Origin of the sequence: Streptomyces sp. NPDC020801 (genome assembly GCF_044334385.1) — a bacterium.
Taxonomy (GTDB): Bacteria; Actinomycetota; Actinomycetes; order Streptomycetales; family Streptomycetaceae; genus Streptomyces.
In genome coordinates this window covers 1-24,611 of the sequence record NZ_JBIRST010000002.1, presented here as the reverse complement: position 1 = coordinate 24,611, position 24,611 = coordinate 1, and the positions used below count along the sequence as shown (strand labels likewise).

The window sequence follows — 24,611 nt, the reverse complement described above, 5'->3', positions numbered from 1 at the left end:
CCCCCGATCACTGTCAGTTGTCTGTTCGGCGGATCAGGTTAGCCGGGACGGCGGGCGGCGGGAGGGATCGGCGGGGATCGTTTCAGCCCAGTGACACAACGACCAGGACCGTGGTGGCCGCCGTCTCCGCGAGCGCGCCGAAGACGTCGCCCGTCACCCCGCCGAAGCGGCGCGTGCAGTGCCGCAGGAGGAGTTCGGCGGCGGCGAGGGCCGCGATGACGGCGGCCGCCGTGAGGACGCCGGTGTACGTCCCGCCCGCCGCGCCCGCCGCGGCGGCCGCCAGGACCACGGCGAGGGCCACGCCGATCGCGCCGGGCACCGGGACCACGCCCGCGACCGCCGCCCCCAGGCCCTCCGGCCGGGCGGCCGGCACTCCGCCGCGGGCGGCCAGCGTCAGGGCCAGCCGGGCGGCGGTCGCCGAGACGACGGCGGCGAGCGCACCCCGGGCCCACGAGTCGTCGTAGGCGCGGGTCAGTGCGGCCACCTGGGCGAGCAGGACGAACACCAGCGTGATCACCCCGAAGGGGCCGATGTCCGACTGCTTCATGATCCGCAGCGCGTCCTCGGCGGGTTTGGCGCTGCCCAGCCCGTCCGCGGTGTCGGCGAGCCCGTCCAGGTGCAGACCGCGGGTGAGCACGGCGGGCACCACGGTGGTGGCGACGGCGGCGAGCAGCGGGCCGGCGCCGAGGTACAGCGCCGGCAGGCCCACGGCCGCCGCGGCCGCCCCCACCACCAGCCCGGCGGCCGGCGCCCAGAGCATGCCCCCGCGCGCGGCCCCCCGGTCCCAGCGGCTCACCCGGACCGGAAGGACGGTCAGGGTGCCGAAGGCGAACCGGAGGCCGGGCAGCGCGGAGGGCGGTGCGGGGGCGGAGGGCGACGCAGGGGCGGACACGCGGGGCAGACTACGGGACCGCCGCACCCGCTCCCGCGGGCGGGCGGCGCACCGGAGAACGGGGCACACTACACACATGGGGCACTGGCTGTACCGCAACATCGTCGAACCCGGGAAACTGCCCCTGCTGCTCGCCCTCGGCGCGTTCGTCCTCACCTTCATGGTGACCCGGATCATCACCCGTCTGATCCGCGCCGGGAAGGGCCCCTTCGGCAACGTCAAGGCCGGCGGGCTGCACATCCACCACGTGGTCCCCGGGGTCCTCCTCACCGTCTTCGGCGGGTTCGGCGCGGTCGCCAGCGGGCGGCACGGCTTCGGCTCGGCCGCCTTCGCGGTGGTCTTCGGCATGGGGGCCGGCCTCGTCCTGGACGAGTTCGCGCTGATCCTGCATCTGGACGACGTCTACTGGACCGAGGCCGGCCGCAAGAGCGTGGAGGTCGTCGTCCTCACCGCGGCGCTGGTCGGCCTGGTGCTCGCCGGCTTCTCCCCGTTCGGCGTCAACGACCTGTCCCAGGGCGAACTCCAGGACCGCGGGACGGTCATCTCCAGTGTGGCGGTGAACTTCCTGTTCTCGCTGGTCGCCCTCAGCAAGGGCAAGGGCCGTATCGCCCTGTTCGGGGTGATCGTGCCGTTCGTCGCCCTGGTCGGCGCCATCCGGCTGGCCCGCCCCGGCTCGTACTGGGCCAGGCGCTTCTACGGCCGCCGCCCGCGCGCCCGGGCGCGGGCCAGCCTGCGTGCCTACCACCACGACCGCCGCTGGTCGGGCCGGCGTCACGCGTTTCAGGACTGGATCGGCGGCAAACCGGACGCGCAGCCGGCCCGGCTCCCGGGCCCCGGGCCCGAGTGAGGGACCCGCTGACGCCGCCCGTACCGCCACCCCTCACGTACCGCGGACCACACGCACACCAGCCCCACCCCCGCGATCGCCGCCATGTGCTCCTTGCCGGCCAGGTTCTCCTTCAGCCCCACCTCCAGGGCCATCGCCACGGTCACCGCGCCCGCCGTGACATACGCCCCGTAGCGCCAGCCCAGATACACCGCAAGTCCCACCACGGCCGCCGACGGGCCGGTGTCCACCACCCTCGCGTCCGTGCCCGGCAGGCCGAACGGGTGGTGCGGGCCCAGCGCGATGCCGGCGCGCGCGTACAGGGTGCCGGCGAGTGTGGCGACGTAGGCGACGGTCAGGGTGCGCCGGCGGCCCAGGCAGATCTCGCCGATGCCGAAGACGCACAGGATCTGCGCCAGCGCGCCCCACACCGGCAGGTCCAGCGCCGGTACGAACAGCGACAGCGGGGTGCGCAGCAGCGCGAGCCACAGCGGTTCCTCGGCCCGTACGGCCCCGAGCCGCTGGACGAGGTGGTAGCCCCAGGGCTGGTTCTGCACGAACTGCAGCAGCGCCGTCAGGCACACCGCCGTGAGCGTCATCGGGACCGCCCGCGGCCACCGCCCGAGCAGCGGCTCGCGCACCGTGACGTACACGAGCCCCCATTCGGCGCGGGCCCAGCGGGCGAGTGCGGTCATCCGTGCGTCTCCAGGTGCTCTCCGCTGTGCCTCAGGTGCCTGCGGCGCAGCCACTTCGGCCGGCCCGGCGCCTCCAGGAACCCCTCCGCGCGTGCCGACGCGAGGCCGATGCGCAGCAGGTCGCCGCTCTTCTCGAAGAGCAGGAACCTCGGTTCCCAGATGGGCCGGTACTTGGCGTTGGCGCGATACAGCGACTCGATCTGCCACCAGCGGGAGAAGAAGCTGAGCAGCGACCGCCACAGCCTCAGCACCGGCCCGGCGCCGAGGCGCGCCCCGCGTTCGAAGACCGAACGGAACATGGCGAAGTTGAGCGAGACCTGAGTGATCCCGATCTCCCGGGCCCGGCGCAGCAGGTCGAGCACCATGAACTCCACGAGCCCGTTCTCGGCATGCCGGTCGCGCCGCATGAGGTCCAGGGACAGTCCGTACGGCCCCCAGGGCACGAAGGAGAGCAGGGCGCGCAGCTCGCCCCGGGCGTCGTGGCACTCCAGCATCACGCACCGCCCGTCCCGCGGGTCCCCGAGCCGCCCCAGCGCCATGCTGAATCCGCGCTCGGTGGCCCCGTCCCGCCAGTCGTCGGCGCGCTCGACCAGGTACGCCATCTCGCCCGCGGGGATGTCCTCGTGCCGGCGGATGCGAACGGTGTACCCGGCCCGCCGCACCCGGTTGCAGGCCTGCCGCACGGTGCGCATGGCCCGGCCCTCCAGGGTGAACTCGGCGACCTCCACCACGGCCTCGTCGCCGAGCTCCAGCGCGTCGAGCCCGTGCCGCGCGTACACCGTCCCGGCCTCCTCGCCCGCCCCCATCACGGCCGGGATCCAGCCGTGCGCGCGCGCCTCGGCCAGCCACGGCTCGATGGCGCCGGGCCAGGCCTCGGGGTCGCCGAGCGGGTCCCCGGAGGCCAGTGACACCCCGCCGACGACGCGGTAGGCGACGGCGGCCTTCCCGGTCGGCGACCAGATGACGCTCTTCTCCCGGCGCAGCGCGAAGTAGCCGAGGGAGTCCCGCTCGCCGTGCCGTTCCAGCAGCTCCCGCAGCCGCTTCTCGTCATCCCCGGTGAGCGGGTCGACGGCACGGCGGGAGCGGAAGGCGGCGTAGAGGACGGCGAGGACCAGGGCCGTGGACAGGACGTTGACGGAGACGTTCGCCCAGTTGGGGGTGTCGATGCCGGGGAAGCGGGCCTCCGAGGCCACCGAGACCAGCCGCAGGGTGCCGTAGTGCCAGCGTTCCCGGAACGTCGAACGCGCCGCGTCCGGCGCCTGGTTGGTGACGGTCACCAGCAGCGTGGCGAGCAGCGAGGTGACCAGCAGCCCGCCCACCGCCACGGCGGCGGCCAGCCTCGGGTTGGCGCGGTCGCCCTTGGCGTAGAACTCGCGCCGACCGAGCAGCAGCGCGGCGACGAAGGCGGCGGTCAGGGCCAGGGAGATCCAGTTCTGCGCGCAGCGGCGGATCTCCGGGAAGGTCATGCTGAACGCGAACAGCGCGAGGAACGGCCCGCTCAGCCCGAGGTTGAGGATCCAGGCGGCCCTCTTGCGGCGCCGCATGGTGATGGCGAGGAAGGCGGTGAAGACGCCGGAGGCGAAGCCGGCGGTGAGCAGGTACGGCGTGAAGAGGTTCTCCTGGTTGTGCCGCCGGACGTCCTGCCCCAGGGAGACCCACACCGCGCTGAGAAAGTTGACGAACGCGACGGTCCGCAGATACCAGACGGCGAACACGGCGGCCCGCCGCGGGGCGCCACCGGCCGGCCGTCCCGCCCCGGTCAGGCGAACCGGGGCCCGCTCCTCACGCACGGCAATTCGGGCATCTCCCATAAGGGAAGATCATATGGGCGCCATCCCGGCTAACCGCTCTTATTCGCCCGTGAAGGTGACCCTCCGTCCGTTGTGCCCGTACCGCCGGTTCCACCTGTTCCGCCGGTGTCGCCCGTACCGGCCATACCGCCCGTACCGGCCATACCGCCCGTGCCGTCCGTACCGCCGGTCACGCCCGCCGCGCCTGTTCCACCGTCAGATCTCCTCGTCCGCAGACACCTTCTCCTCGTCCCTTGTGAGGTCCTCGGCCCGCTCGGGAAGCTCGGCCGCCAGCGCCGCCGCGGCCTGTACCAGCGGCAGCGCCAGCAGCGCCCCCGCCCCCTCCCCGACGGTCACGCCGTGGTCGAGCAGCGGCTCCAGCGCCATCCGGTCCAGCGCCTTGGCCTGCCCCGGCTCCCCGCTGCTCTGCCCCGCCAGCCACCAGTCCGGAGCCCGGAACGCCACCCGCTGTCCCACCAGGGCGCACGCGGCCGAGACCACACCGTCCAGGATCACCGGCAGCTTGCGCACCGCGCACTGCAGCAGGAACCCGGTCGTCGCGGCGAGATCCGCCCCGCCCACGGCCGCCAGCAGCTGCAGCTGGTCGCCGAGCACGGGCCGCGCCCGCCGCAGCGCGTCCCGGATCGCCGCGCACTTGCGCATCCACGCCAGATCGTCGATCGCCTCGCCGCCGCGCCCGGTCACCACCGAGGCGTCGGTCCCGCACAGTGCGGCGATCAGTACGGACGCCGGCGTCGTCCCGCCCACGCTCACATCGCCGAGCACCACCAGATCCGTGCCCGAGTCGGCCTCCGCGTCGGCCACCGCGACCCCGGCCCGGAAGGCGGCCTCCGCCTCCTCGAGGGTCAGCGCGTCCTCGATGTCGATGCGCCCGCTGCCGCGCCGCACCCGGTGCCGTACGACGTCCTCGGGCAGCGCGTCCGGCTCGCAGTCCAGGGCCATGTCGACCACCCGCACCGGCACACCGAGCCGCCGGGCCAGCACGGACACCGGCCGGCCGCCCTCCAGGACCGCCCGCACCAGCTGCTCGGCACTGCCCGCGGGCCGCACCGACACGCCGAGTTCGGCGACGCCGTGGTCGCCGGCGAACAGCACCACCCGCGGCCGTTCGACCGGCCGCACCGGCACGGCGCCCTGCGCCGCCGCCAGCCATTCACCCAGGTCGTCCAGGCGGCCCAGGGTGCCGGGGGGCACGACCTGACGCTCCCGGCGCGCCTCCGCGTCGCGGCGCACACCGCCGTCGGGGCGCTCGATCAGATCGGTGAAGTCGTCGAGATTCAGCGAGCTCATTCGCCGAACAGTACCGGCCCCGATCGAACAGGGCGGCGCCAGATCGCCGCCACACCCGGACGGCGTCTTCCCGCTCGAGACAACGATCCCATACGTTCCCTTTGCAGCGAATTGTCGGCACGGACGGGTGCGCGCGTCCGTCCCTGCCGTACACACCTCTCGCCCCACCGGGAGCCGCCCATGCCGTCACTGCCGTACGCCCCGCGGTTCTACGACCCGCGGCGCATCGCGTACGCCGCCGAACTCGCCCACGGCACCGACCACTTCCACGAGCCGCGCCGCGAGGACTGCCCCTGGTGCGGCTCCGGGCGGCTGCGCACCCGGCTGTGCGCCCCCGACCTGCTGCAGCACAAGCCGGGTTCGTTCACGGTCGACCAGTGCCGGGACTGCGGACACGCCTTCCAGAATCCCCGGCTCACCCCGGAGGGGCTGGCCTTCTACCACCGGGACTACGACGAGACCGACCCCGACGGCCTCCCGGACCCCGTGCTCGCGGCCCGCCGCAGCCACCGGCGGCACCGGTCGGACGCGCGCCTGCTGTGGCACGTGGGGGAGCCGGAGAGCTGGCTGGACGTCGGCACGGGCCACGGCCACTTCCCCGAAGCGGCGCGGGAGGTCTTCCCGTACACCTCCTTCGACGGCCTCGACCCGACGCCGCGCGTGCAGCGGGCCCGCAGGGCCGGGCGGGTCGAGGAGGCCCACATCGGCCACCTGGCCGACCCGGACATCACCGCGCGGCTGCGCGGACGCTACGACGTGGTCAGCGTGTTCCACCACCTGGCACACGTCCCGGACCCCCGCGCGGAGTTGCGCGGGGCCCTGAACGCACTCCGCCCCGGCGGCCACCTGCTGATCGAACTCCCCGACCCGGGCAGCGCGTTCGCCCTGCTGCTGGGCAGGTGGTGGCTGCCGCACGGCCAGCCGCGCCATCTGCATCTGATGCCGCTGCACAACCTCCGCGCGGAACTGGAGTCCCGGGGCTGCACCGTCCTCGTCACCGACCGCCGTACCCCGCACACGCCGAACGACCTGTCCGCGGCCCTCGCCCTCGCCCTCACCCACTTCCTGCCCGCGGCCGACGCCCCCTGGCACGCCACCCCGCCGAGCGACCTCCAACGCGCCCTGCGCACCCTCCTGGCGGCCGCGACCAGCCCCCTGGTGGACGCGGCGGCGGCCGTGGACCTCGCCCTGTCCCCGCTGCTCAGCCGGATCCCCGGCTTTTCGAACACCTACCGTGTCGTCGCCCGCAGGGACACCGCCTGACCACCGGCCGGCCTCACCCGCGCAGCACCACCGCCTGGCCCGCCACCACCAGCAGGACCTGTTCGCACTCGCTCGCCAATGCCGTGTTCAGGCGACCGAGTTCGTCCCGGTAGCGGCGTCCCGAGGCGGTGGCCGGGACGATGCCCGAGCCGACCTCGTTGGAGACGGCGACCACGATGCGGCGGGTCGCCCGGACCGCGGCCGTCAGCTCGGACACCCGTTCGCGCAGCGCCCGTTCGCCGCCGTCCGCCCACTCCGCGTCGTCCCAGGCGCCGACGGAGTCCATCGCGTCCGTCAGCCACAGCGACAGGCAGTCCACCAGCAGCGGCGGGCCGTCCTCGGCCAGCAGCGGCACCAGGTCGCAGGTCTCGGCCGTACGCCACGAGCCCGGCCGTCGCTCCCGGTGCGTGGCGACCCGGGCCGCCCACTCGGTGTCCCCGCTGCGCGACCCGCCGGTCGCCACGTACAGCACGCCGGGGAAGGACTCGAGGCGCCGTTCGGCCTCCACCGACTTGCCCGAGCGCGCCCCGCCCAGCACCAGCGTGCGCCGGGGCACGTCCGGTACGTCCTCGTACGCCCCGACCGTCAGCGTGGTGCCGTCCGGCACCGCCCGTGCCCCGGCCGCCGCCAGCCGGCGGCACAGTTCCGCCCCCGGCGGCACGTCGTGGTCGAGGTGGACCGCGACGACGTCCGTGGTCGGGCCAACCGAACCCACCGCGCGTAGCTTGGCCAGGGCGTCCGGGCGGCGGACGACGTCCGCGAGGACCATGTCGTACGTCTCCGCCGAACCCTCCTCGAGCCCGGCCGGGGCGCCGCCCGGCGGCAGGTACAGCAGCCGCTGCCCGTCCGGGCCGGTCACCGAGTACCCCGTGCCGGGGGCATCCATCGCCACCGCCCGCACCCGATGCCCCGTCAGCAGCGCCGACTCCCGTCCGTCCGGCACCCGGCCGGGCTGCGGCAGCCCGGCCGGCACCTCGACCGCGGGCCCGTCGTGCGGGTGGGAGAGCAGCACCTGGGCCACACCGCCGAGCGAATGCCCGGCGCGCGCGGCTGCGAACGCCGCACCGGGGGTCAGGTCCAGCAGCAGCGCCCCGTCCACGAGCAGCGCGGTCGCCGCGCGCGCCTGCGCGCCGAGGGCCGTCGCGCAGGCCGCGCAGGGGCAGTGGGGGCGGGGAAGTCCCGCGGGGGCACCGGTGCCGAGCAGAGTTACGTCCACGGACCTGATTTTCCTGGGTCGCCGCACGTCTTGCGCGTCCGGCTAGGCTCTGATCAGGAGCCGGACCAAGATCCGGCTTCCGCTGTGCAGTGTGCTCACATCAGGGAGGCGTACATGGCGGCATGGACGTGGCGGTTCGAGACGGCCGACGGGACGGAGGTCCAGCCCGCGGTGCAGCCCGAGGAGTTCACCACGCAGGGCGACGCCGAGTCCTGGATCGGGGAGAACTGGAAGGCCCTGCTCGACGGTGGCGCCGACCAGGTACGGCTGTTCGAGGACTCCGCGGAGATCTACGGCCCGATGAGCCTGCACGCGGACGAGGCCCAGGCCTAGGACGGGCTCAGGGGGCAAGGGCAGGAACACGGGCGCACGGGCCCGCCCGGGGCCCCGGAGGCGAGGGCGAGAGCAAGGAGCACGTTCAGGAGCAAGGCCGGGGGCGGCCGGCACCGGCCGTCCCCGACCCGTCCCCGATCCCCCCTGGCCCGCCCCTGGTCCGGAGCGACGGGGTGCGGCAGGCGGGGCCTTCACCGCTCGCCACGTGCGGTCCGCCGGGAGGCCGACCGCGTGCGTTCCGCCGGGAGGCCGCCGGAACGCTCAGCCGCGCACCCCGCACAGGTGCAGCAGCGCCGCCACCGATCGGTAGGGATCCGTCCGCCCGGCCCGCTCCTCGGCGGCCAGCAGTGTCTCCACGCCGGCGGGCGGTTCTGTGCCGTCCGCCGCCGTGTCCGTGAAGACCCGCACCCCGTACCAGGCGTGCAGCGGCGCCCCGATCCCCGCGAGCGTCGCCGTCAGGTCGGTCAGCCGGTCCGCCCGGACGTCGAGCCCCAGCCGGTTGCGGTAGGCCGTCGTGTCGAACGCGGCCAGCGTCGCCACCCAGTCACCGGAAAGACCCGGGCGCAGCGCCAGCGCGTCGCCGTTGCGCACCAGCAGCGACAGCAGACCGCCCGGCGCGAGCATCCGCGCCAGCCCCGCGAGCAACGGGTCCGGCTCCTCGACGTACATCAGCACCCCGTGGCACAGCACCACGTCGAAGCTGCCCGGCAGGAAGTGCACCCCGGTGTCCCGGCCGTCGCCCTCGACGATCCGCATCCGCGCCCGGATGCCCTCCGGCTCGGCGGCCAGCGCGGCCCGCGCCACGGAGATCATCTTCTCGTCGCGCTCGAGGCCGGTCACCTGGTGTCCCGCCCGTGCCAGCCGCAGCGCCTGCGTGCCCTGGCCCATCCCCACGTCGAGCACCCGCAGCCGCTGCCCGACCGGGAACCGCCCGGCTATCTGCTCGTCGAGCTGCCGGGCGACCAGCTCCTGTCGTACGACGTCACGCAGTCCGCCCAGCTTGTCCAGCCAGGCGTCCGCGGCACCCCCGGAGAAAGCGGTCCCGCTCAGGGCCGCTCCCCGCGCTTGACCTGCGGCTTGGGCAGCCGGAGCCGGCGCATCTGGAGCGAGCGCATCAGGGCGTAGGCGACCGCGCCCTTCTTGTTCTGGTCCGGGAAGCGCTCGGCCAGGCGCTTCCTCAGCCGGAAGGCGCTGAGGAAGGAGTCCAGCACGATCAGGACGATGACCACGAGCCACAGCAGCAGCGCGATGTTCTGCAGCGAGGCCACCCGCACCATGCTCAGCACGAGGATGACCACGGCCATCGGCAGGAAGAACTCCGCGATGTTGAACCGCGAGTCGATGAAGTCGCGCGCGAACTTGCGCACTGGGCCCTTGTCGCGGGCCGGGAGGTAGCGCTCGTCGCCGCCGGCCAGCGCCTGGCGCTGCCGCTCCATGGCGGCACGGCGCTCCTCGCGCTGCCGCTTGGCGGCGTCCTTGCGCGTCGTCGGCGTGTTGGCGACGCTGCGGCGCTGGGACTGGGCCTCATTGCGCTTGGGCGTGGGCCGGCCCTTGGGGGCCTGCGGGTCACGGGACTGCTTGGAGAAGTTCACCGGCGCCTTTTCGGCGGCCGGGGTCTTCTCTTCCTTGGCACGGCTACGGAACACAAAACCCAAGGGTAAGGGCTTGACCCGCATGGACCCCAGCCCGGCGGGGAACGATCCGGCAACGCCAGTCGTCTGTAGGGGGACAGAGCGGACGTTGCGCCCGCCACCGGCGGTGCCCCGGGGGTCACCTACTCCCTGCGCCGGATCGGAGGTGTACGCAGTCGTCCTTGGGGATGAGCGCATCCGTCCCCGAACAGTGCGGTAATGGATGCGGGGCCCGTACTGTGGGTTCTGTCGCAGAGCTGTGAGCTGGAGTCCGTCAGAAGGGGGCGCGCGAAGCCCATGAGCGGTGTCATGAAGCGTATGGGGATGATCTTCCGCGCGAAGGCGAACAAGGCCCTTGACCGGGCCGAGGACCCGCGCGAAACCCTCGACTACTCGTATCAGAAGCAGCTGGAGCTGCTCCAGAAGGTGCGCCGCGGCGTCGCCGACGTGGCGACCAGCCGCAAGCGGCTGGAACTCCAGCTCAACCAGCTGCAGCAGCAGTCCGGCAAGCTGGAGGACCAGGGCCGCAAGGCGCTCGCGCTGGGCCGCGAGGACCTGGCCCGCGAGGCGCTCTCCCGCCGCGCCGCGCTCCAGCAGCAGGTGACGGACCTCGAGACGCAGCACGCGACCCTCCAGGGCGAGGAGGAGAAGCTCACTCTGGCGGCCCAGCGCCTGCAGGCCAAGGTCGACGCCTTCCGTACCAAGAAGGAGACCATCAAGGCGACCTACACCGCCGCCCAGGCGCAGACCCGGATCGGCGAGGCGTTCTCCGGCATCTCCGAGGAGATGGGCGACGTGGGCCTGGCGATCCAGCGCGCCGAGGACAAGACGGCCCAGCTCCAGGCCCGGGCCGGCGCGCTCGACGAGCTGCTCGCCTCCGGTGCCCTGGACGACCCCTCCGGCATGGCCAAGGACGACATCCAGGCCGAGCTGGACCGGCTCGCCGGTGGTACGGATGTAGAGCTGGAGCTGCAGCGCATGAAGGCGGAGCTGGCCGGCGGACCGTCCGAGGAGCGGCAGGCGATCGAGGGCGGCACGGGTCAGGCGCAGCCCCAGCAGCAGCCGCAGGACACCCCCCGTTTCGACAAGCAGTGAGCCGCGTCGCGGCGCACGCCGCGACACCGGCAGCCGGGGCCACGCCGAGGGAGGCGACATGATCGTACGGATCATGGGGGAGGGACAGGTGAGGCTGGCCGACGGCCACCTCACCGAGCTCGACAAGCTGGACGACGAACTCCTGGCCGAGATGGAGAAGGGTGACGGCCCCGGCTTCCGCCGCACCCTGACGGCCCTGCTGTCCCAGGTACGCGCCCTGGGCGAGCCGCTGCCGGACGACTCCCTGGAGCCGTCCGAGCTGATCCTGCCCGCCCCGGACGCGACCCTGGAGGAGGTGCGGGACCTGCTGAGCGACGACGGGCTGATCCCGGGCTGAGCCCCGGGCAGCGCCCGTACGTTTCCCGCCCGGCACGGACCCCGTACCGTACTCAGGCGTGACCACCACCCTCGACCGCGCCAGATGCCGCATCCGGGCGCACCCCCTGGCGCTTGACGCGGCACTTGCCGTGGGGGTGCTGGTGTGCATGGTGGTCGGGTCCTTCGTGGACCCCCGCGGGCAGAACGGCGTCAGCTGGGGTGTGCGCAGGCCGGAGGCGCTCGGCCTGGTCCTGATGGCCCTCGGCGCCGCCGCGCTCGTCCTCCGCCGCCGTGCCCCGCGCACCGTCCTCGCCGTCACCGGCACCGTCGCCCTGGTGGAGTGCGTCACCGGCGACCCGCGCGCCCCCGTCGCCATGTCGGCCGTCGTCGCCCTCTACACCGTCGCCGCCGCCACCGACCGCCGCACCACCTTGCGCCTGGGCCTGACCACCATGACCGTGCTGACCGGCGCCGCCATGCTCGCCGGCCCGCTGCCCTGGTACGCCCAGGAGAACCTCGCGATCTTCGCCTGGACCGGTATGGCCGCCGCCGGCGGCGACGCGGTCCGCAGCCGCCGCGCCTTCGTGCACGCGATCAAGGAGCGCGCCGAGCGGGCCGAGCGCACCCGCGAGGAGGAGGCCCGCCGCCGCGTCGCCGAGGAACGCCTGCGCATCGCCCGCGACCTGCACGACGTCGTCGCCCATCACATCGCCCTGGTCAACGTGCAGGCCGGAGTGGCCGCGCACGTCATGGACAAGCGGCCCGACCAGGCCAAGGAGGCCCTCGGCCACGTCCGGGAGGCCAGCCGCTCCGCGCTGAACGAACTGCGCGCCACCGTCGGCCTGCTCCGGCAGTCCGGCGACCCCGAGGCCCCCACCGAACCCGCCCCCGGACTGACCCGCCTGGACGAGCTCGTCGGCACCTTCCGCAGCGCCGGACTGCACGTGGAGGTCGCCCGCGCCGACCACGGCACCACCCTGCCCGCCGCTGTGGACCTGGCCGCGTTCCGCGTCATCCAGGAGGCCCTGACCAATGTGCACAAGCACGCGGGCGCCCGGGCCAGGGCCGAGGTCAGCGTGGTACGCGTCGGACCGAACGTCGAGATCACCGTCCTCGACGACGGGGCCGGAGAGGACGACAGCCCCCGGACCGGCGGCGGCCACGGCCTGCTCGGCATGCGGGAGCGGGTCACCGCCCTGCGCGGCACCCTCACCACCGGTCCCCGCTACGGCGGCGGCTTCCGCGTCCATGCGATCCTGCCGCTCAAGACCAGCACACACGCCCCGGGGGATGCCGCATGACGATCCGTGTCCTGCTCGCCGACGACCAGGCACTGCTGCGCAGCGCCTTTCGCGTACTCGTCGACTCCGAGCCCGACATGGAGGTGGTCGGCGAGGCGTCCGACGGGGCCGAGGCGGTGCGGCTGGCCAGGGAACAGCGCGCCGACGTGGTGCTGATGGACATCCGGATGCCCGGCACCGACGGCCTCGCCGCCACCCGCATGATCAGCGCCGAGCCCGGCCTCGCCCACGTCCGGGTGGTCATCCTGACCACCTTCGAGGTCGACGACTACGTCGTGCAGTCGCTGCGCGCGGGTGCCTCCGGCTTCCTCGGCAAGGGCAGCGAGCCCGAGGAACTGCTCAGCGCCATCCGGGTCGCGGCCGGCGGCGAGGCGCTGCTGTCCCCGGCGGCCACCAAGGGCCTGATCGCCCGCTTCCTCGCGCAGGGTGACGCGGCGGACGACCGCGACCCGGCCCGCTCCAAGCGGCTGGACGCACTGACCGTCCGGGAGCGCGAGGTGCTCGTCCAAGTCGCCGGTGGCCACTCCAACGACGAGATCGCCGAACGCCTCGAGGTCAGCCCGCTGACGGTGAAGACGCACGTCAACCGGGCCATGGCCAAGCTAGGCGCCCGCGACCGGGCACAGCTGGTCGTCATCGCGTACGAGTCGGGGCTGGTACGTCCGCGGATGGACTGAGCGCCCGCTCTCGCAGGCAGACGCGGCGAGCTCAGGCTGCCGGCGCTTCGACGGCGGCTTCCACGGGCGAGGCGGGAACGCTGGCGCCGGCGCTGCCGTCAGCCAGGTGCAGGACGAGGTCGGCGTGGGCCGCCAGGCGCAGGTCGTGGGTGATGAGGAAGGTGGTCCGGCCCGCCGCGAGGCGTCGCAGCGGGGGCATGATGCGGGCGGTGGAGGCGTCGTCGAGGCCGGTGGTGGGCTCGTCGAGGACGAGCACGGGCGCCGAGCGGAGCATGGCCCGAGCCAGGGCCACCCTGCGGCGCTGGCCACCTGAGAGGTTGTTGCCGCGCTTGCCCACCGGGGTGAGGTAGCCCTCGGGCAGGGCGCTGACGAAGTCGTGGACGTCGGCCGCGACGGCGGCGGCGAGCACCTCCGCCTCCGAGGCGTCGGGACGGCCGTAGACGATGTTGTCGCGGATGGTGCCGTTGAAGAGCATGCTGTCCTGGGGCAGCAGCGTGATGTGGCGGCGCAGTTCGTCGACCGGAAGTTCGCGGATGTCCCGGCCGTCGAGGAGGATGCGGCCCTGTGACGGCTCGTGGAAGCGCAACAGCAGTTTGCCGAGGGTGGACTTGCCGCAGCCGCTGGGCCCGGTGACCACCACCAGCAGGCCTGGAGCGATCTCCAGGTCAACCTGGTGCAGGACGCGGCGGCCGCTGCCCGGGTAGGAGAAGCCGACACCCTGGAAGGTGACGGCGCCGCGGGCCGGCTGGGCGAGCGGCGGGGCGGCGGGGCCCGGGGCGGCCTCGGGAGCGGGCCGGGCCCGCAGCACCTCCAGGAGGCGCTCGGAGGCGGCGGTGGCGGAGGAGGCGTGGACCAGGAGTTCGCCGAGTTCCTGCAACCGTGGGTGCAGATAGCCGAGGAAGGCCGAGAAGGAGATCAGCCCCCCGACAGTGAGGTGGTGCTCTGAGATCTGCCAGGCCCCGGCGCCGATCACGGCCAGTACGCTGAAGGTCTCGATCAATTCGCCGAGCGGCCCGTACAGGGCGTTGAGCCGGATCTGCCGCAGGCCCATCCGCATCCATGTGCGGCCCTCGCGGTGGATCTTGCTGTGCTCGGCGGCCCCCCGGCCGTAGGCCTGCACGAGCGGCATGTTGGCCAAGCTCTCCTCCAGCAGGGAAGCCAGCCGACCGTTGCTGTCGCGTTCCGCGCGTGTAGCGGTGCGCATCAGCGTGCCGAACACCCGGGCGCCGAACCAGATCAGCGGTGCCACCCCGAAGGTGATGAGGGCCAACTGCCAGCTCGTCCAGAACGCCGCGGCGGCGAAGACCAGCGCACCGACGGCGGCGGTGATCAACTCGACCGGAGCCGAGGCCACCAGTGACTCCACGGCCTCGATGTCCCCCGTCAGACGGGAGACCAGGTCTCCGGTGCCGAAGCGGTCCAGACTGTCCGGCGGCAGTTGCTGGAGGTGCTGGAAGACCCGGTCCCGAAGACCGAGTACGAAGTGCTCGCTGGTCCAGCCCGCCAGATAGCTGCCGGCCGACGAGGCCACCGCACCCGCCGCCGCGAGGGACAGCCACAGGACGGCAGGACCCCAGAACGCGCCGAGGTCACCGGGAGCGAGCACATCGTCGGTCAGTCGGCCTGCGATGCCGATCGCGGCCGTGTCGCACCCGGCGGAGGCCACCAGCAGCACCGTGGACGCCATCAGAGCGGCACGGTTGACTCGCACCAGGGGCCAGAATTTCCGGAATGCTGCCAGGGGCGAGATGCGCGCATGCCGTATCCGGGCCGACGCGTCGGCGGCAGCCACAGGTTCGGTGTTCTCTGCAGCGGTACTCACGGCGGCCGGAACTCCACTCTCTGGGCACTGCCCGAATACGACGGCGCACCGGGACCCGTCCGTCACCCGACGTGGCATGGACGGATCCCGGCACGGTCTGATCGACTGCGGTCCGTTACTTGGCGCACTTCTTGTGCTTGCGGTGATGCTTCTTCTGGCGATGGGCCTGCCCCTGCTTCCCTGCCGCGCAGGCGCCCTTCTTCTTCGCCTTCTTCATGAGCATGATCTTGTCGAATGCCATGACAGATACCTTTCTCTCATGGCCCGTCAGAGCGGGCTCTCGAACACCGCGGATTCGTCTTGGTCCCGCGGATGTACATCTATACGAGGAGGAAGGCCGGACCGTTCACTGGGAAATACCTCTCCTTATTTCTGATTCCTCTTACTGAATTCTTGTGCAAATAACGGAACCTCTTGCTCGGGATTGTGTTCCTCATGGTGTGGCGATGGCCGGGCCCGTACATGAAGTACGGGCCCGGCCATCGCCGTTGTGTCACGCCTTCAGCGAGTCGACGAACGCGTCCCACGTGCCGACCGGGACGACGAGCACGGGGCCGTGGGGGTTCTTGCCGTCGCGGACGGGACAACCCCGGGAAAGTCCTCGGCGATCTCGACGCATTCGCCCCCGTCCGTATTGCTGCAGCTGCTCCGGTACCGGTGGGCGGAGTTCAGCTCGGGGCCGTGTCGCGCTTCTTGACAGAATCCCGGTCCGGTCCTCAACCCGCGCTGAAGGGCATCACCCGGACCTTGCCGTCCGGAATATCCATCCGTTCGAGCAGCCAGGCCAATTGCTTGTACGTTGCGCTTATCGGGAACGCAGCTGGCCGCGGCGCCGGCGGACGCGCTGAGGATCGCGCTGAGCCGGGGTGCGTGCTTGCCGGAGAGCCGAAGCGGCGGTGCCCCGGCCGCCGTGAGACCGCCGGGGCACCGCACTGCCACGTCACCACTACGGCAGGGCGAGCATCCGCTCCAGGGCCAGCTTGGCGAACGCCTCCGTCTCCTTGTCCACCCGGATGCGGTTGACCAGGTTGCCCTCGGCGAGGGACTCCAGCGCCCAGACCAGGTGGGGGAGGTCGATGCGGTTCATGGTCGAGCAGAAGCAGACCGTCTTGTCGAGGAAGACGATCTGCTTGCCCTCGGGTGCGAAGCGGTTCGCCAGCCGGCGGACCAGGTTCAGCTCCGTGCCGATGGCCCACTTGGAGCCGGCCGGGGCCGCCTCCAGCGTCTTGATGATGTGCTCGGTCGAGCCGACGTAGTCCGCGGCGGCCACGACCTCGTGCCTGCACTCGGGGTGGACCAGGACGTTGACGCCGGGGATCCGCTCGCGGACGTCGTTCACCGAGTCCAGGCTGAAACGGCCGTGCACCGAGCAGTGACCCCGCCACAGGATCATCTTCGCGGCCCGCAGCTCCCCGGCGGTCAGCCCGCCGCCCGGCTTGTGCGGGTTGTAGACGACGCAGTCCTCCAGCGACATGCCCATGTCCCGCACGGCCGTGTTGCGGCCCAGGTGCTGGTCGGGCAGGAACAGGACCTTCTCGCCCTGCTGGTAGGCCCACTCCAGTGCGCGCCTGGCGTTCGAGGACGTGCAGATGGTGCCGCCGTGCTTGCCGGTGAACGCCTTGATGTCGGCCGAGGAGTTCATGTACGACACCGGCACGACCTGCTCGGCGATCCCGGCCTCGGTCAGCACGTCCCAGCACTCGGCGACCTGCTCGGCCGTCGCCATGTCGGCCATGGAGCAGCCGGCCGCCAGGTCCGGCAGGACCACCTGCTGCCCGTCGGACGTCAGGATGTCCGCGGACTCCGCCATGAAGTGCACACCGCAGAACACGATGTACTCGGCCTCCGGCCGTGCGGCCGCGTCCCGGGCCAGCTTGAAGGAGTCGCCCGTGACGTCGGCGAACTGGATGACCTCGTCGCGCTGGTAGTGGTGGCCGAGCACGAAGACCTTGTCCCCGAGCTTCTCCTTGGCCACGCGGGCGCGCTCCACCAGGTCCGGGTCGGACGGGGAGGGCAGGTCGCCGGGGCACTCGACACCGCGCTCGCTCCTCGGGTCGGCCTCACGGCCGAGGAGCAGCAGGGCGAGGGGCGTCGGCTGCACGTCGAGCTCCTGGGTTTGGGCGGTGGTCACGACACGCACCCTTTCTACTTTTCGTCGAACTGACGCTATCTATCATAACTGCTTCACGTCACTTTGACGATGGGCCTAAGCGTCCATGTGACGTGAATCCCGACACCCGCCCGTCGCGGTGAGTCGTCGCGTTCGTCGCATCGGGCGTGCGCGTCCACAGGGCGCTGTCCGCTCCCTGGCGCATGTGCGAGCATGAAGAAGACGACGCGACGAGTACGAGCGCGGGAAGAGGAACAGCAAGTGCTCGGCCCGGAATGAATCCGCGGCCCGGCCGGTTGCACTCGTCGGCAAGCAGTCTCCGTACAACCCGGGAGAGATGTAGATGTCCGTATCGGACGAGACCACCACCGTCACCGACGGCATCATCCTGACCGACGCCGCCGCGTCCAAGGTCAAGGCGCTGCTCGACCAGGAAGGCCGTGACGACCTCGCCCTGCGCGTCGCCGTCCAGCCCGGCGGCTGCTCCGGCCTGCGCTACCAGCTCTTCTTCGACGAGCGCTCCCTCGACGGCGACGTGGAGAAGGACTTCGGCGGCGTCAAGGTCGTCACCGACCGCATGAGCGCTCCCTACCTGGGCGGCGCCACCATCGACTTCGTGGACACGATCGAGAAGCAGGGCTTCACGATCGACAACCCGAACGCGACGGGTTCCTGCGCCTGCGGCGACTCCTTCAGCTGATCCGTCGGCCATCGGCCCGACGGCACACGACGGACAAGGCGGCGGCCCCTTCCACCGGAAGGGGCCGCCGCCTTTGTGCTCTTTGTACTCTTCATGTTCTTCGGGCTCGCCCTTCTGCTCGGCCACGGTGCCACCGGGTGCTCACCGGGCCGGGGACGACACCTACGGCAGCCGCGCGCCCGGCTTCTCCTTCGGGATCTCCCGACCGTCCGAGCCGACCACCTGCCGGTCGCCGAGCGGCCGGTCCAGGTGCACGGTCCGGTGGTAGAACTTGGCGATCGCGATGCACACCTTGCCGGGCCACGGGGTCTCGGTCACCGTGACGGTCACCCGGTCGGCGCCCTCCTTCGCCGTCGCCCTGTAGTCCGCGCACACCCCGCCCTCGAAGGCCACGGTCAGATCGTCGCCCTGGGTGCTGTAGCCCGTCACCTTCACGTCGTGCGTCGCCGGAGCCCTGCCCGAACCGCTCGGCGCCGGGGCCGGCTGCCCGGACGGTGTGCCGGGGGAGGTGAGGTACCTGGGGTCGACCGCCGGATACGTCACCGTGAAGTCGTCGTTGCCCTGGCCGCCGTCCGGCCCCCGCACCTGGAACAGCCAGGACGGCACCAGCACCTGCCGTCCGTTGGAGTAGTGCGAGGCCAGACCGAAGACCGCCTTGTCGACGGTGAAGGCGTCCTGCGCGGCCGTCGCCGACGCCGGCGTCCCGCAGGGCGCCTCCAGGCGGTCCTTGAGCGGTTCCGGCGTGGCGCAGCCCCCGATGCCCATCCGGTGGTCGGTGCGCGGGGCCGCGTTCATCAGGTCCAGCGTCCTTCGCGCGCCCAGCACGGGATACGTGTCGCCCTTCACCGGCGCCTTCAGCTCACCGCCGCCGCCGACCAGCTCGCCCTGCGGACTCACGGTCAGGCCCGTGGTCCAGCCGTACGTGGGCAGCCCGCCGACCAGTGGATCGGCGTTGACGACCCGCTGGGCGCCCATGATCCGGCCCGCGTCAACCTTCGCGTCGTCCTGCCCCAGGGCCTTGAGCACCGGGGCCGCCGCCTTCAGCGCGGCCGCCACGCCTACCGGGTGGACGGCGGGGGCGGCCGGGTCGTGCGTGCACAGCACGCCCTTGCAGTCGTCGGTGCCCGGCGCGTACCGGCTGAACGTCCAGGTCCCCGGCGCCTGCCTGTTCACCCGCAGCACCGGACCGGCGCCGTCCTTGCCGGTGCCGACCCGCCACGCCTGCGCGTCCGCCACCGGCGTGCCGTCGACGCCGAGTGCCTTGGCGAGACGGGCCACCTCGTCCCGGGTGACCTCGCCCTGCGCCTCGTACACCGGCGCCGAGCCGGGCCCGCCGGGCAGGGCGCCGCCGGCCCGGTAGGTCGCCCCGTACGGGTTGGGCTCGCCCGGCGCGATCCCGTTCGTACCGCCGGAAGCGCTGGAAGCGCCGGAAGCGTAGCCGTCGAGGGCGAGCGGCGGGGGAGTGCCGTGACCGCCGGACGCCGCCGGCCCCGTACGGTCTTCGGACCCGCCGGACCCGCCGGACCCGCCGGACGCGCTGGTGGCGAGATATGCCCCGCCCCCGCCGGCGAGCAGCACGGCGGCGGCGACGGACGCGATCACCAAGGGCGACCGCGCCCGCCCGCCCCGCAAACCACCGGCCCCGTGCCCGTCACCGGACACCCCGGGCCCGGCCTGAGGCGCGCGCTGTTCCGGCGAGGGGACCGTGGGCTCGGGGCCGGGCGCTTTCGCGGTCTCGCGCGCGGGTGCGGGACTGCCCGTCTCCGGCGACGCGTCCCCGGCCTGCGGTGTGGGACCGGCCATCTCCGGCGCGTCCCCGGCCTCCGGTGCGGGCTCGCCCGACGCCTCGGCGCCGCGTGCCGGGTCCCGCTTCTCCTCGGACCGGGACTCGGCCTCGGACCGGGACTCGGCCTCGGACCGGGACTCGGCCTCGGACCGGGACTCGGCCTCGGACCGGGACTCGGCCTCGGACCGGGACTCGGCCCCGGACCGGGACTCGGCCCCGGACCGGGACTCCGTCCCGGCCCCGGCCTCCTTCTCAGCCTCGGGCTTCCGTGACCCGGTGTTCTTCGAGGCTTCCCCGGCGGTACCCGCGGCCGCGTCCTCGTTGTCGGGTCGCTCGGTGTTCACCGCATCGCTCCTTCGGCTGCGCAGATGTCCCTGTGACCCTGACCCGGCCCTGTCAAAACGGCCGGGTGGTGGGTCGTATCCCGCCTCCCCCTTACGGGGGACAGCGATGGGACGCAGCGGGGGAGCGCGCGGTTCCCCGCGGGGCCTCGCGAGGCCCCGCGCGCGCCGGCTCAGTCGCCGTAGTCCGACATCGCGTCCAGCAGCCGGGCGGAGGAGGCCGGAACGTTCACGCCGTGGATGCGGGACGGCGGCACGGGCCGGGCGGCGACGCGGTCGGGAGCCGCCCAGTGGGGGGCCATCCGGGCACAGTCCCCACGCAGGGAGGCGAGGTCGCCGTCGAGATCGGCCGGCGAGGGGGCAACATGGACGTCGAGGTTCGTCATGGTCGAACCGTAAGCACGTCGAAGCCGACCTAGAAAGATCTACTATCGGGTAGTTTTGCCCGCTTCAGCGGCACCCCCCCGAGCGGGTAGCGTGAACTGTCAATCCCCCTCCCTCCAGGAGAGTCCACGCCGTGCGCATCGCAGTCACCGGCTCCATCGCCACCGACCACCTCATGACTTTCCCCGGCCGCTTCGCCGACCAGTTCGTCGCGGACCAGCTGCACACGGTCTCGCTCTCCTTCCTGGTCGACCAGCTGGACGTACGGCGCGGCGGGGTGGGCGCCAACATCGCCTTCGGGATGGGCCAGCTCGGCACGAGGCCCATCCTGGTGGGCGCCGCGGGCTCCGACTTCGACGAGTACCGCGCGTGGCTGGACCGCAACGGAGTCGACACCTCCTCGGTCCGGATCTCCGAGACGCTGCACACCGCCCGCTTCGTGTGCACCACCGACTCCGACCACAACCAGATCGGCTCCTTCTACACCGGCGCGATGAGCGAGGCCCGCCTCATCGAGCTCAAGACCGTCGCAGACCGTGTCGGTGGCCTGGACCTGGTGCTGATCGGCGCCGACGACCCGGAGGCGATGCTGCGGCACACCGAGGAGTGCCGCTCGCGGGCCATCCCGTTCGCCGCGGACTTCTCCCAGCAGATCGCCCGGATGGCCGGCGACGAGATCCGGATACTGCTGGACGGGGCGACGTACCTGTTCTCGAACGAGTACGAGAAGGGCCTGATCGAGACCAAGACCGGCTGGAGCGACGCCGAGATCCTCGAGCGCGTCGGCCACCGGGTGACCACCCTCGGCTCGCGCGGCGTGCGCATCGAGCGGGCCGGCGACGAACCGATCGAGGTCGGCTGCCCGGACGAGGAGCGCAAGGCCGACCCGACCGGCGTGGGCGACGCCTTCCGCGCCGGGTTCCTCTCCGGCCTGGCCTGGGGCGTCTCCCGGGAGCGTGCCGCCCAGGTCGGCTGCATGCTCGCCACCCTGGTCATCGAGACGGTCGGCACCCAGGAGTACCAGCTGCGCCGCGCCCACTTCATGGAGCGCTTCACCAAGGCGTACGGCGACGACGCGGCCCGCGAGGTCCGCGCCCACCTCTCCTGACGACCGGCCCCGACCGCTGCTAGGAGAGCCGGCGGACCACGTGGACCGCGCCCCGGTCCGCCGGCTCCTCGCCCACGTACTCCTGCCCGCGCATCTCGCACCACGCCGGGATGTCCAGCCGTGCCGCCTCGTCGTCCGCCAGGACGCGCACCGTGCCGCCCACGGGCACGTCCCCGATGACCTTGGCCAGTTCGATGACCGGGATCGGGCAGCGCCGGCCGAGGGCGTCGACGACCAGCGCGTCCGGCTGTACGGCGGCGGCCGGCGCCGCGGCGGGCGCCCCGAGCTTCTCCCGCACCCCCGCCACCGCCCGGGGCAGCACCGACAGGAACCGCTCGACGTCCTGCCCGGTCGTCCCCGGCGGCAGCGACACCCGCACATTGCCCTCGCTCAGCACCCCCATCGCGCGCAGCACATGGCTCGGTGTCAGCGTGCTGCTGGTGCAGGAGGAACCGGAGGAGACGGAGAAGTCCTCGCGGTCCAGCTCGTGCAGCAGTGTCTCTCCGTCGACATAGAGACAGGAGAAGGTGACGATGCCCGGCAGCCGGCGCACCGGGTCGCCCACCACCTCCACGTCCGGCACCAACTCCGGCACCCGCGCCCGGATCCGCTCCGTCAGCTCCCGCAGCCGTACCGCCTCCGCGGCCGCCTCCACCTGCACCGCGCGCAGCGAGGCCGCCGCGGCCACGACCGCCGGGATGTTCTCGAACCCCGCCGCCCGCCCCGACTCCCGCTCGTCCGCCGGTCCCTGGACCGCGAACCGCACACCTTTGCGTACGACGAGCAGCCCCACTCCCGACGGCCCGCCCCACTTGTGGGCGCTCGCCGTCAGCAGCGACCAGTCCCCTTCCACCCGGCCCCAGCCCAGCGACTGTGCCGCGTCCACCAGCAGCGGAACGCCCGCGGCCCGGCACACCCCGGCCACCTCGGCCACCGGCTGCTCGGTCCCCACCTCGTGGTTGGCCGACTGCAGACAGGCCAGCCCGGTGTCCGGGCGCAGCGCGGCCCCGTACGAGGCGGCGGCCACCGCGCCCTGACGGTCCACCGGCACCTGCGTGACCGTCCCGCCGTCCGCCTCGTGCACCTCGGCCGAATGGAGCACCGAGGAGTGTTCGACCGCTGACACGATCAGGTGGCGTCCGACGCGCCGCCGCCCCGCCAGCGCTCCGGCGATCCCACTGTGCACGGCCCGGGTGCCCGAAGAGGTGAACGTCAGCTCATCGGCCCGGCACCCCACGGCCTCCGCGGCGGCCTCCCGCGCCGCGTCCAGCAGCAACCGCGCCCGCCGTCCCTCCCGGTACAGCCGGGCGGGATCGGCCCACCCCTCGTCGAGGGAGGCCAGCAGAGCCTGCCGGGCGACGGGATGAAGAGGAGCAGCGGAAGCAGCGTCGAAGTAGGCCACACGCCAACGCTACGACCCACTCGGGCACAAGAGGAGCGAGGGGAAGCGAGAGGAACCGCGCGAGAGACCACGACCCGTCCGCAGCCACCGCAAATACGGCATTCCCCCAGCTCGGGGGCGCTCCAACACCCCGTCACACATCACCCCACCCAGGGGCATCCCACCCCTTCGGGGTGACCCGCGGCGCGTATGCCACCCTCCCCGCGACCCGCCGGATGGCGTCCAGTAGGGTTTGGTCCGCATAAACATCCAAACCCCTGCCCGACGCAGGGCGGCGACCGACCAGCGAGAAGGCAGGCCGCAGCCAACCGCGCGGGCGAGACTCTCGGGAAGGCGCTACGTGAGTCCCAACGGCTCCGACCGCTCGCCGCGGCGCCCGATGCGGCGGAAGCTGCTGCAGGCACTGACTGCGGGCCTGGTCCTGGCTACAGCCACCGGTTGCTCGTACAACTGGGAAGACTTCCCCCGCCTTGGTATGCCCACCCCGGCCACGGACGAGGCTCCGCGGATCCTCTCCCTCTGGCAGGGGTCCTGGGCGGCTGCGCTCGCCGTCGGCTGCCTGGTGTGGGGTCTGATCCTGTGGAGCGCCATGTTCCACCGGCGCAGCCGCACCAAGGTCGAGGTTCCTCCGCAGACCCGGTACAACATGCCCATCGAGGCGCTGTACACGGTGGTTCCGCTCATCATCGTCTCGGTGCTGTTCTACTTCACGGCCCGCGACGAGTCGAAGCTGCTCGACCTCTCCAAGAAGCCGGACGTCACCGTCAACGTCGTCGGCTACCAGTGGAGCTGGGCCTTCAACTACATCGAGCCGGTCGCCGGTTCGACGGGCAACGCCAAGACGGCCCCGAACCTGGCCGCCATTCCGGACCGGTTCAAGCAGGACTTCCCGGCGAACGCCGGCGGCGTCTACGACTACGGCACGCCCGGCACGCGGAACCCGCAGACCGGCAACCCCGGCCCCACCCTGTGGCTCCCCAAGGGCAAGACCGTCCGCTTCATCCTCACCTCGCGCGACGTCATCCACTCCTTCTGGGTGCTGCCGTTCCTGATGAAGCAGGACGTCATCCCGGGCCACACCAACTCCTTCCAGGTGACCCCCGACATGGAGGGCACCTTCCGGGGCAAGTGCGCCGAGCTCTGTGGCCAGGACCACTCCCGGATGCTGTTCAACGTGAAGGTCGTCTCTCCGGAGCGCTACGAGCAGCACCTCAAGGACCTCGCTAAGAAGGGGCAGACCGGTTACGTTCCCGCCGGCATCGCGCAGACGAGCCACGAGAAGAACCGGGAGACGAACAACCTGTGAGCATCCTCAACGAACCTCAGGGTGCCGCGGCGGCTGAGGGCTCTTACGAGAGCGAGCTGCCGGTCCGGCGCAAGCAACCCGGAAACGTCGTGGTGAAGTGGCTGACGACCACGGACCACAAGACGATCGGGACGCTGTATCTGGCGACGTCGTTCGCGTTCTTCTGCATCGGTGGCGTCATGGCTCTGCTCATGCGCGCCGAGCTGGCTCGTCCGGGTCTGCAGATCATGTCGAACGAGCAGTTCAACCAGGCGTTCACGATGCACGGCACGATCATGCTGCTGATGTTCGCCACCCCGCTGTT

General features: G+C 72.4%; 24 protein-coding genes and 1 pseudogene. 11 read left to right on the top strand and 14 right to left on the bottom strand.

Annotated elements, in window-relative coordinates:
• Positions 1–82: 82 nt before the first annotated feature.
• Entirely contained in the window at positions 83–892 is an 810-nt protein-coding gene (locus ACH4UM_RS04965; RefSeq protein WP_398173673.1) for an adenosylcobinamide-GDP ribazoletransferase, read from the bottom strand.
• A 76-nt stretch (positions 893–968) separates the two neighbouring features.
• On the opposite strand from ACH4UM_RS04965, the gene ACH4UM_RS04960 reads away from it, so the two are divergent.
• Entirely contained in the window at positions 969–1,739 is a 771-nt protein-coding gene (locus tag ACH4UM_RS04960) for a hypothetical protein (protein WP_398173671.1), read from the top strand.
• Here the strand turns inward: ACH4UM_RS04960 and ACH4UM_RS04955 are convergent.
• The 3 genes from ACH4UM_RS04955 to cobT all read right to left on the bottom strand — a co-directional run bounded on the left by ACH4UM_RS04955 (position 1,673) and on the right by cobT (position 5,514).
• On the bottom strand, positions 1,673–2,413 hold the full coding sequence (locus tag ACH4UM_RS04955; RefSeq protein WP_398173669.1) for a hypothetical protein: 741 nt from the start codon (positions 2,411–2,413) through the stop codon (positions 1,673–1,675). The genes ACH4UM_RS04960 and ACH4UM_RS04955 overlap by 67 nt on opposite strands.
• Entirely contained in the window at positions 2,410–4,224 is a 1,815-nt protein-coding gene (locus ACH4UM_RS04950) for a phosphatidylglycerol lysyltransferase domain-containing protein (protein ID WP_398173667.1), read from the bottom strand. The genes ACH4UM_RS04955 and ACH4UM_RS04950 overlap by 4 nt, the downstream gene beginning before the upstream one ends.
• A 195-nt stretch (positions 4,225–4,419) precedes the next feature.
• Positions 4,420–5,514, bottom strand: coding sequence for a nicotinate-nucleotide--dimethylbenzimidazole phosphoribosyltransferase (cobT, locus tag ACH4UM_RS04945; RefSeq protein ID WP_398173665.1), 1,095 nt, complete (start codon positions 5,512–5,514; stop codon positions 4,420–4,422).
• Positions 5,515–5,694: 180 nt separating this feature from the next.
• Here cobT and ACH4UM_RS04940 point away from each other — a divergent pair, with 180 nt between their 5' ends.
• A complete protein-coding gene (locus tag ACH4UM_RS04940; RefSeq protein ID WP_398173663.1) occupies positions 5,695–6,777 on the top strand; it encodes a class I SAM-dependent methyltransferase in 1,083 nt (360 codons plus the stop codon).
• Between the two features lie 13 nt (positions 6,778–6,790).
• On the opposite strand, the gene ACH4UM_RS04935 is transcribed toward ACH4UM_RS04940, so the two are convergent.
• Positions 6,791–7,993, bottom strand: coding sequence for a bifunctional adenosylcobinamide kinase/adenosylcobinamide-phosphate guanylyltransferase (locus ACH4UM_RS04935; RefSeq protein ID WP_398173661.1), 1,203 nt, complete (start codon positions 7,991–7,993; stop codon positions 6,791–6,793).
• 114 nt (positions 7,994–8,107) lie between these two features.
• Between ACH4UM_RS04935 and ACH4UM_RS04930 the strand changes: the two genes are divergently transcribed.
• Entirely contained in the window at positions 8,108–8,326 is a 219-nt protein-coding gene (locus ACH4UM_RS04930; RefSeq protein WP_398173659.1) for a hypothetical protein, read from the top strand.
• A 261-nt stretch (positions 8,327–8,587) separates the two neighbouring features.
• Here ACH4UM_RS04930 and ACH4UM_RS04925 read toward each other — a convergent pair whose 3' ends face one another.
• Both ACH4UM_RS04925 and ACH4UM_RS04920 read right to left on the bottom strand, forming a co-directional pair.
• Positions 8,588–9,292 (bottom strand): class I SAM-dependent methyltransferase, encoded by a 705-nt coding sequence (locus ACH4UM_RS04925; RefSeq protein ID WP_398174997.1) that lies wholly within the window; start codon positions 9,290–9,292, stop codon positions 8,588–8,590.
• A gap of 80 nt (positions 9,293–9,372) precedes the next feature.
• Positions 9,373–9,972 (bottom strand): DUF3043 domain-containing protein, encoded by a 600-nt coding sequence (locus ACH4UM_RS04920; RefSeq protein ID WP_398173657.1) that lies wholly within the window; start codon positions 9,970–9,972, stop codon positions 9,373–9,375.
• Positions 9,973–10,254: 282 nt separating this feature from the next.
• On the opposite strand from ACH4UM_RS04920, the gene ACH4UM_RS04915 reads away from it, so the two are divergent.
• From ACH4UM_RS04915 to ACH4UM_RS04900, 4 genes are read left to right on the top strand one after another with little or no spacing between them, the layout of a single operon-like run.
• Positions 10,255–11,052 carry a PspA/IM30 family protein gene (locus ACH4UM_RS04915; RefSeq protein ID WP_398173655.1) on the top strand — a complete coding sequence of 266 codons (798 nt, stop codon included), beginning with the start codon at positions 10,255–10,257 and terminating at the stop codon, positions 11,050–11,052.
• Between the two features lie 58 nt (positions 11,053–11,110).
• Entirely contained in the window at positions 11,111–11,389 is a 279-nt protein-coding gene (locus ACH4UM_RS04910; protein ID WP_398173653.1) for a hypothetical protein, read from the top strand.
• A gap of 58 nt (positions 11,390–11,447) precedes the next feature.
• Positions 11,448–12,671 carry a sensor histidine kinase gene (locus ACH4UM_RS04905; RefSeq protein WP_398173651.1) on the top strand — a complete coding sequence of 408 codons (1,224 nt, stop codon included), beginning with the start codon at positions 11,448–11,450 and terminating at the stop codon, positions 12,669–12,671.
• Entirely contained in the window at positions 12,668–13,348 is a 681-nt protein-coding gene (locus ACH4UM_RS04900) for a response regulator (protein ID WP_398173649.1), read from the top strand. The genes ACH4UM_RS04905 and ACH4UM_RS04900 overlap by 4 nt, the downstream gene beginning before the upstream one ends.
• Before the next feature lie 31 nt (positions 13,349–13,379).
• Here the strand turns inward: ACH4UM_RS04900 and ACH4UM_RS04895 are convergent, their stop codons facing one another.
• The 4 genes and pseudogenes from ACH4UM_RS04895 to nadA form a co-directional block, all read right to left on the bottom strand.
• Positions 13,380–15,170 (bottom strand): ABC transporter ATP-binding protein, encoded by a 1,791-nt coding sequence (locus ACH4UM_RS04895; RefSeq protein WP_398173647.1) that lies wholly within the window; start codon positions 15,168–15,170, stop codon positions 13,380–13,382.
• A gap of 115 nt (positions 15,171–15,285) precedes the next feature.
• Entirely contained in the window at positions 15,286–15,411 is a 126-nt protein-coding gene (locus ACH4UM_RS04890) for a hypothetical protein (protein WP_398173645.1), read from the bottom strand.
• A gap of 252 nt (positions 15,412–15,663) precedes the next feature.
• A pseudogene (locus ACH4UM_RS04885) lies at positions 15,664–15,842 on the bottom strand (DUF397 domain-containing protein).
• Between the two features lie 274 nt (positions 15,843–16,116).
• Positions 16,117–17,301, bottom strand: a complete 1,185-nt coding sequence (gene nadA, locus ACH4UM_RS04880; RefSeq protein ID WP_398173643.1) for a quinolinate synthase NadA — start codon at positions 17,299–17,301, stop codon at positions 16,117–16,119.
• A gap of 322 nt (positions 17,302–17,623) precedes the next feature.
• On the opposite strand from nadA, the gene ACH4UM_RS04875 reads away from it, so the two are divergent.
• Complete coding sequence (locus ACH4UM_RS04875) at positions 17,624–17,980, top strand: iron-sulfur cluster assembly accessory protein (protein ID WP_006135694.1); 357 nt, start codon at positions 17,624–17,626, stop codon at positions 17,978–17,980.
• Positions 17,981–18,142: 162 nt separating this feature from the next.
• Here the strand turns inward: ACH4UM_RS04875 and ACH4UM_RS04870 are convergent, their stop codons facing one another.
• Positions 18,143–19,783 (bottom strand): hypothetical protein, encoded by a 1,641-nt coding sequence (locus tag ACH4UM_RS04870; RefSeq protein WP_398174994.1) that lies wholly within the window; start codon positions 19,781–19,783, stop codon positions 18,143–18,145.
• A gap of 497 nt (positions 19,784–20,280) precedes the next feature.
• Entirely contained in the window at positions 20,281–20,493 is a 213-nt protein-coding gene (locus ACH4UM_RS04865; RefSeq protein WP_398173641.1) for a hypothetical protein, read from the bottom strand.
• Between the two features lie 131 nt (positions 20,494–20,624).
• On the opposite strand from ACH4UM_RS04865, the gene ACH4UM_RS04860 reads away from it, so the two are divergent.
• Positions 20,625–21,599, top strand: a complete 975-nt coding sequence (locus ACH4UM_RS04860; RefSeq protein ID WP_398173639.1) for a carbohydrate kinase family protein — start codon at positions 20,625–20,627, stop codon at positions 21,597–21,599.
• 19 nt (positions 21,600–21,618) lie between these two features.
• Here the strand turns inward: ACH4UM_RS04860 and ACH4UM_RS04855 are convergent, their stop codons facing one another.
• Positions 21,619–23,001 carry a cysteine desulfurase/sulfurtransferase TusA family protein gene (locus tag ACH4UM_RS04855; RefSeq protein ID WP_398173637.1) on the bottom strand — a complete coding sequence of 461 codons (1,383 nt, stop codon included), beginning with the start codon at positions 22,999–23,001 and terminating at the stop codon, positions 21,619–21,621.
• A 340-nt stretch (positions 23,002–23,341) separates the two neighbouring features.
• Here ACH4UM_RS04855 and coxB point away from each other — a divergent pair, with 340 nt between their 5' ends.
• On the top strand, positions 23,342–24,307 hold the full coding sequence (coxB, locus tag ACH4UM_RS04850; protein WP_398173635.1) for a cytochrome c oxidase subunit II: 966 nt from the start codon (positions 23,342–23,344) through the stop codon (positions 24,305–24,307).
• Positions 24,304–24,611, top strand: a 308-nt coding sequence (locus ACH4UM_RS04845) for a cbb3-type cytochrome c oxidase subunit I (protein WP_398173633.1), incomplete at its 3' end; no start/stop codon positions are given. The genes coxB and ACH4UM_RS04845, both read left to right, overlap by 4 nt.

What these genes read in the sequence shown, in the direction of transcription:
- ACH4UM_RS04960 (WP_398173671.1), top strand. Translation starts at nt 969, where the DNA reads ATGGGGCACTGGCTGTACCGCAACATCGTCGAACCCGGGAAACTGCCC.
- ACH4UM_RS04955 (WP_398173669.1), bottom strand. Translation starts at nt 2,413, where the DNA reads ATGACCGCACTCGCCCGCTGGGCCCGCGCCGAATGGGGGCTCGTGTAC.
- ACH4UM_RS04950 (WP_398173667.1), bottom strand. Translation starts at nt 4,224, where the DNA reads ATGGGAGATGCCCGAATTGCCGTGCGTGAGGAGCGGGCCCCGGTTCGC.
- cobT (WP_398173665.1), bottom strand. Translation starts at nt 5,514, where the DNA reads ATGAGCTCGCTGAATCTCGACGACTTCACCGATCTGATCGAGCGCCCC.
- ACH4UM_RS04940 (WP_398173663.1), top strand. Translation starts at nt 5,695, where the DNA reads ATGCCGTCACTGCCGTACGCCCCGCGGTTCTACGACCCGCGGCGCATC.
- ACH4UM_RS04930 (WP_398173659.1), top strand. Translation starts at nt 8,108, where the DNA reads ATGGCGGCATGGACGTGGCGGTTCGAGACGGCCGACGGGACGGAGGTC.
- ACH4UM_RS04915 (WP_398173655.1), top strand. Translation starts at nt 10,255, where the DNA reads ATGAGCGGTGTCATGAAGCGTATGGGGATGATCTTCCGCGCGAAGGCG.
- ACH4UM_RS04910 (WP_398173653.1), top strand. Translation starts at nt 11,111, where the DNA reads ATGATCGTACGGATCATGGGGGAGGGACAGGTGAGGCTGGCCGACGGC.
- ACH4UM_RS04900 (WP_398173649.1), top strand. Translation starts at nt 12,668, where the DNA reads ATGACGATCCGTGTCCTGCTCGCCGACGACCAGGCACTGCTGCGCAGC.
- ACH4UM_RS04890 (WP_398173645.1), bottom strand. Translation starts at nt 15,411, where the DNA reads ATGGCATTCGACAAGATCATGCTCATGAAGAAGGCGAAGAAGAAGGGC.
- ACH4UM_RS04875 (WP_006135694.1), top strand. Translation starts at nt 17,624, where the DNA reads ATGTCCGTATCGGACGAGACCACCACCGTCACCGACGGCATCATCCTG.
- ACH4UM_RS04870 (WP_398174994.1), bottom strand. Translation starts at nt 19,783, where the DNA reads ATGGCCGGTCCCACACCGCAGGCCGGGGACGCGTCGCCGGAGACGGGC.
- ACH4UM_RS04865 (WP_398173641.1), bottom strand. Translation starts at nt 20,493, where the DNA reads ATGACGAACCTCGACGTCCATGTTGCCCCCTCGCCGGCCGATCTCGAC.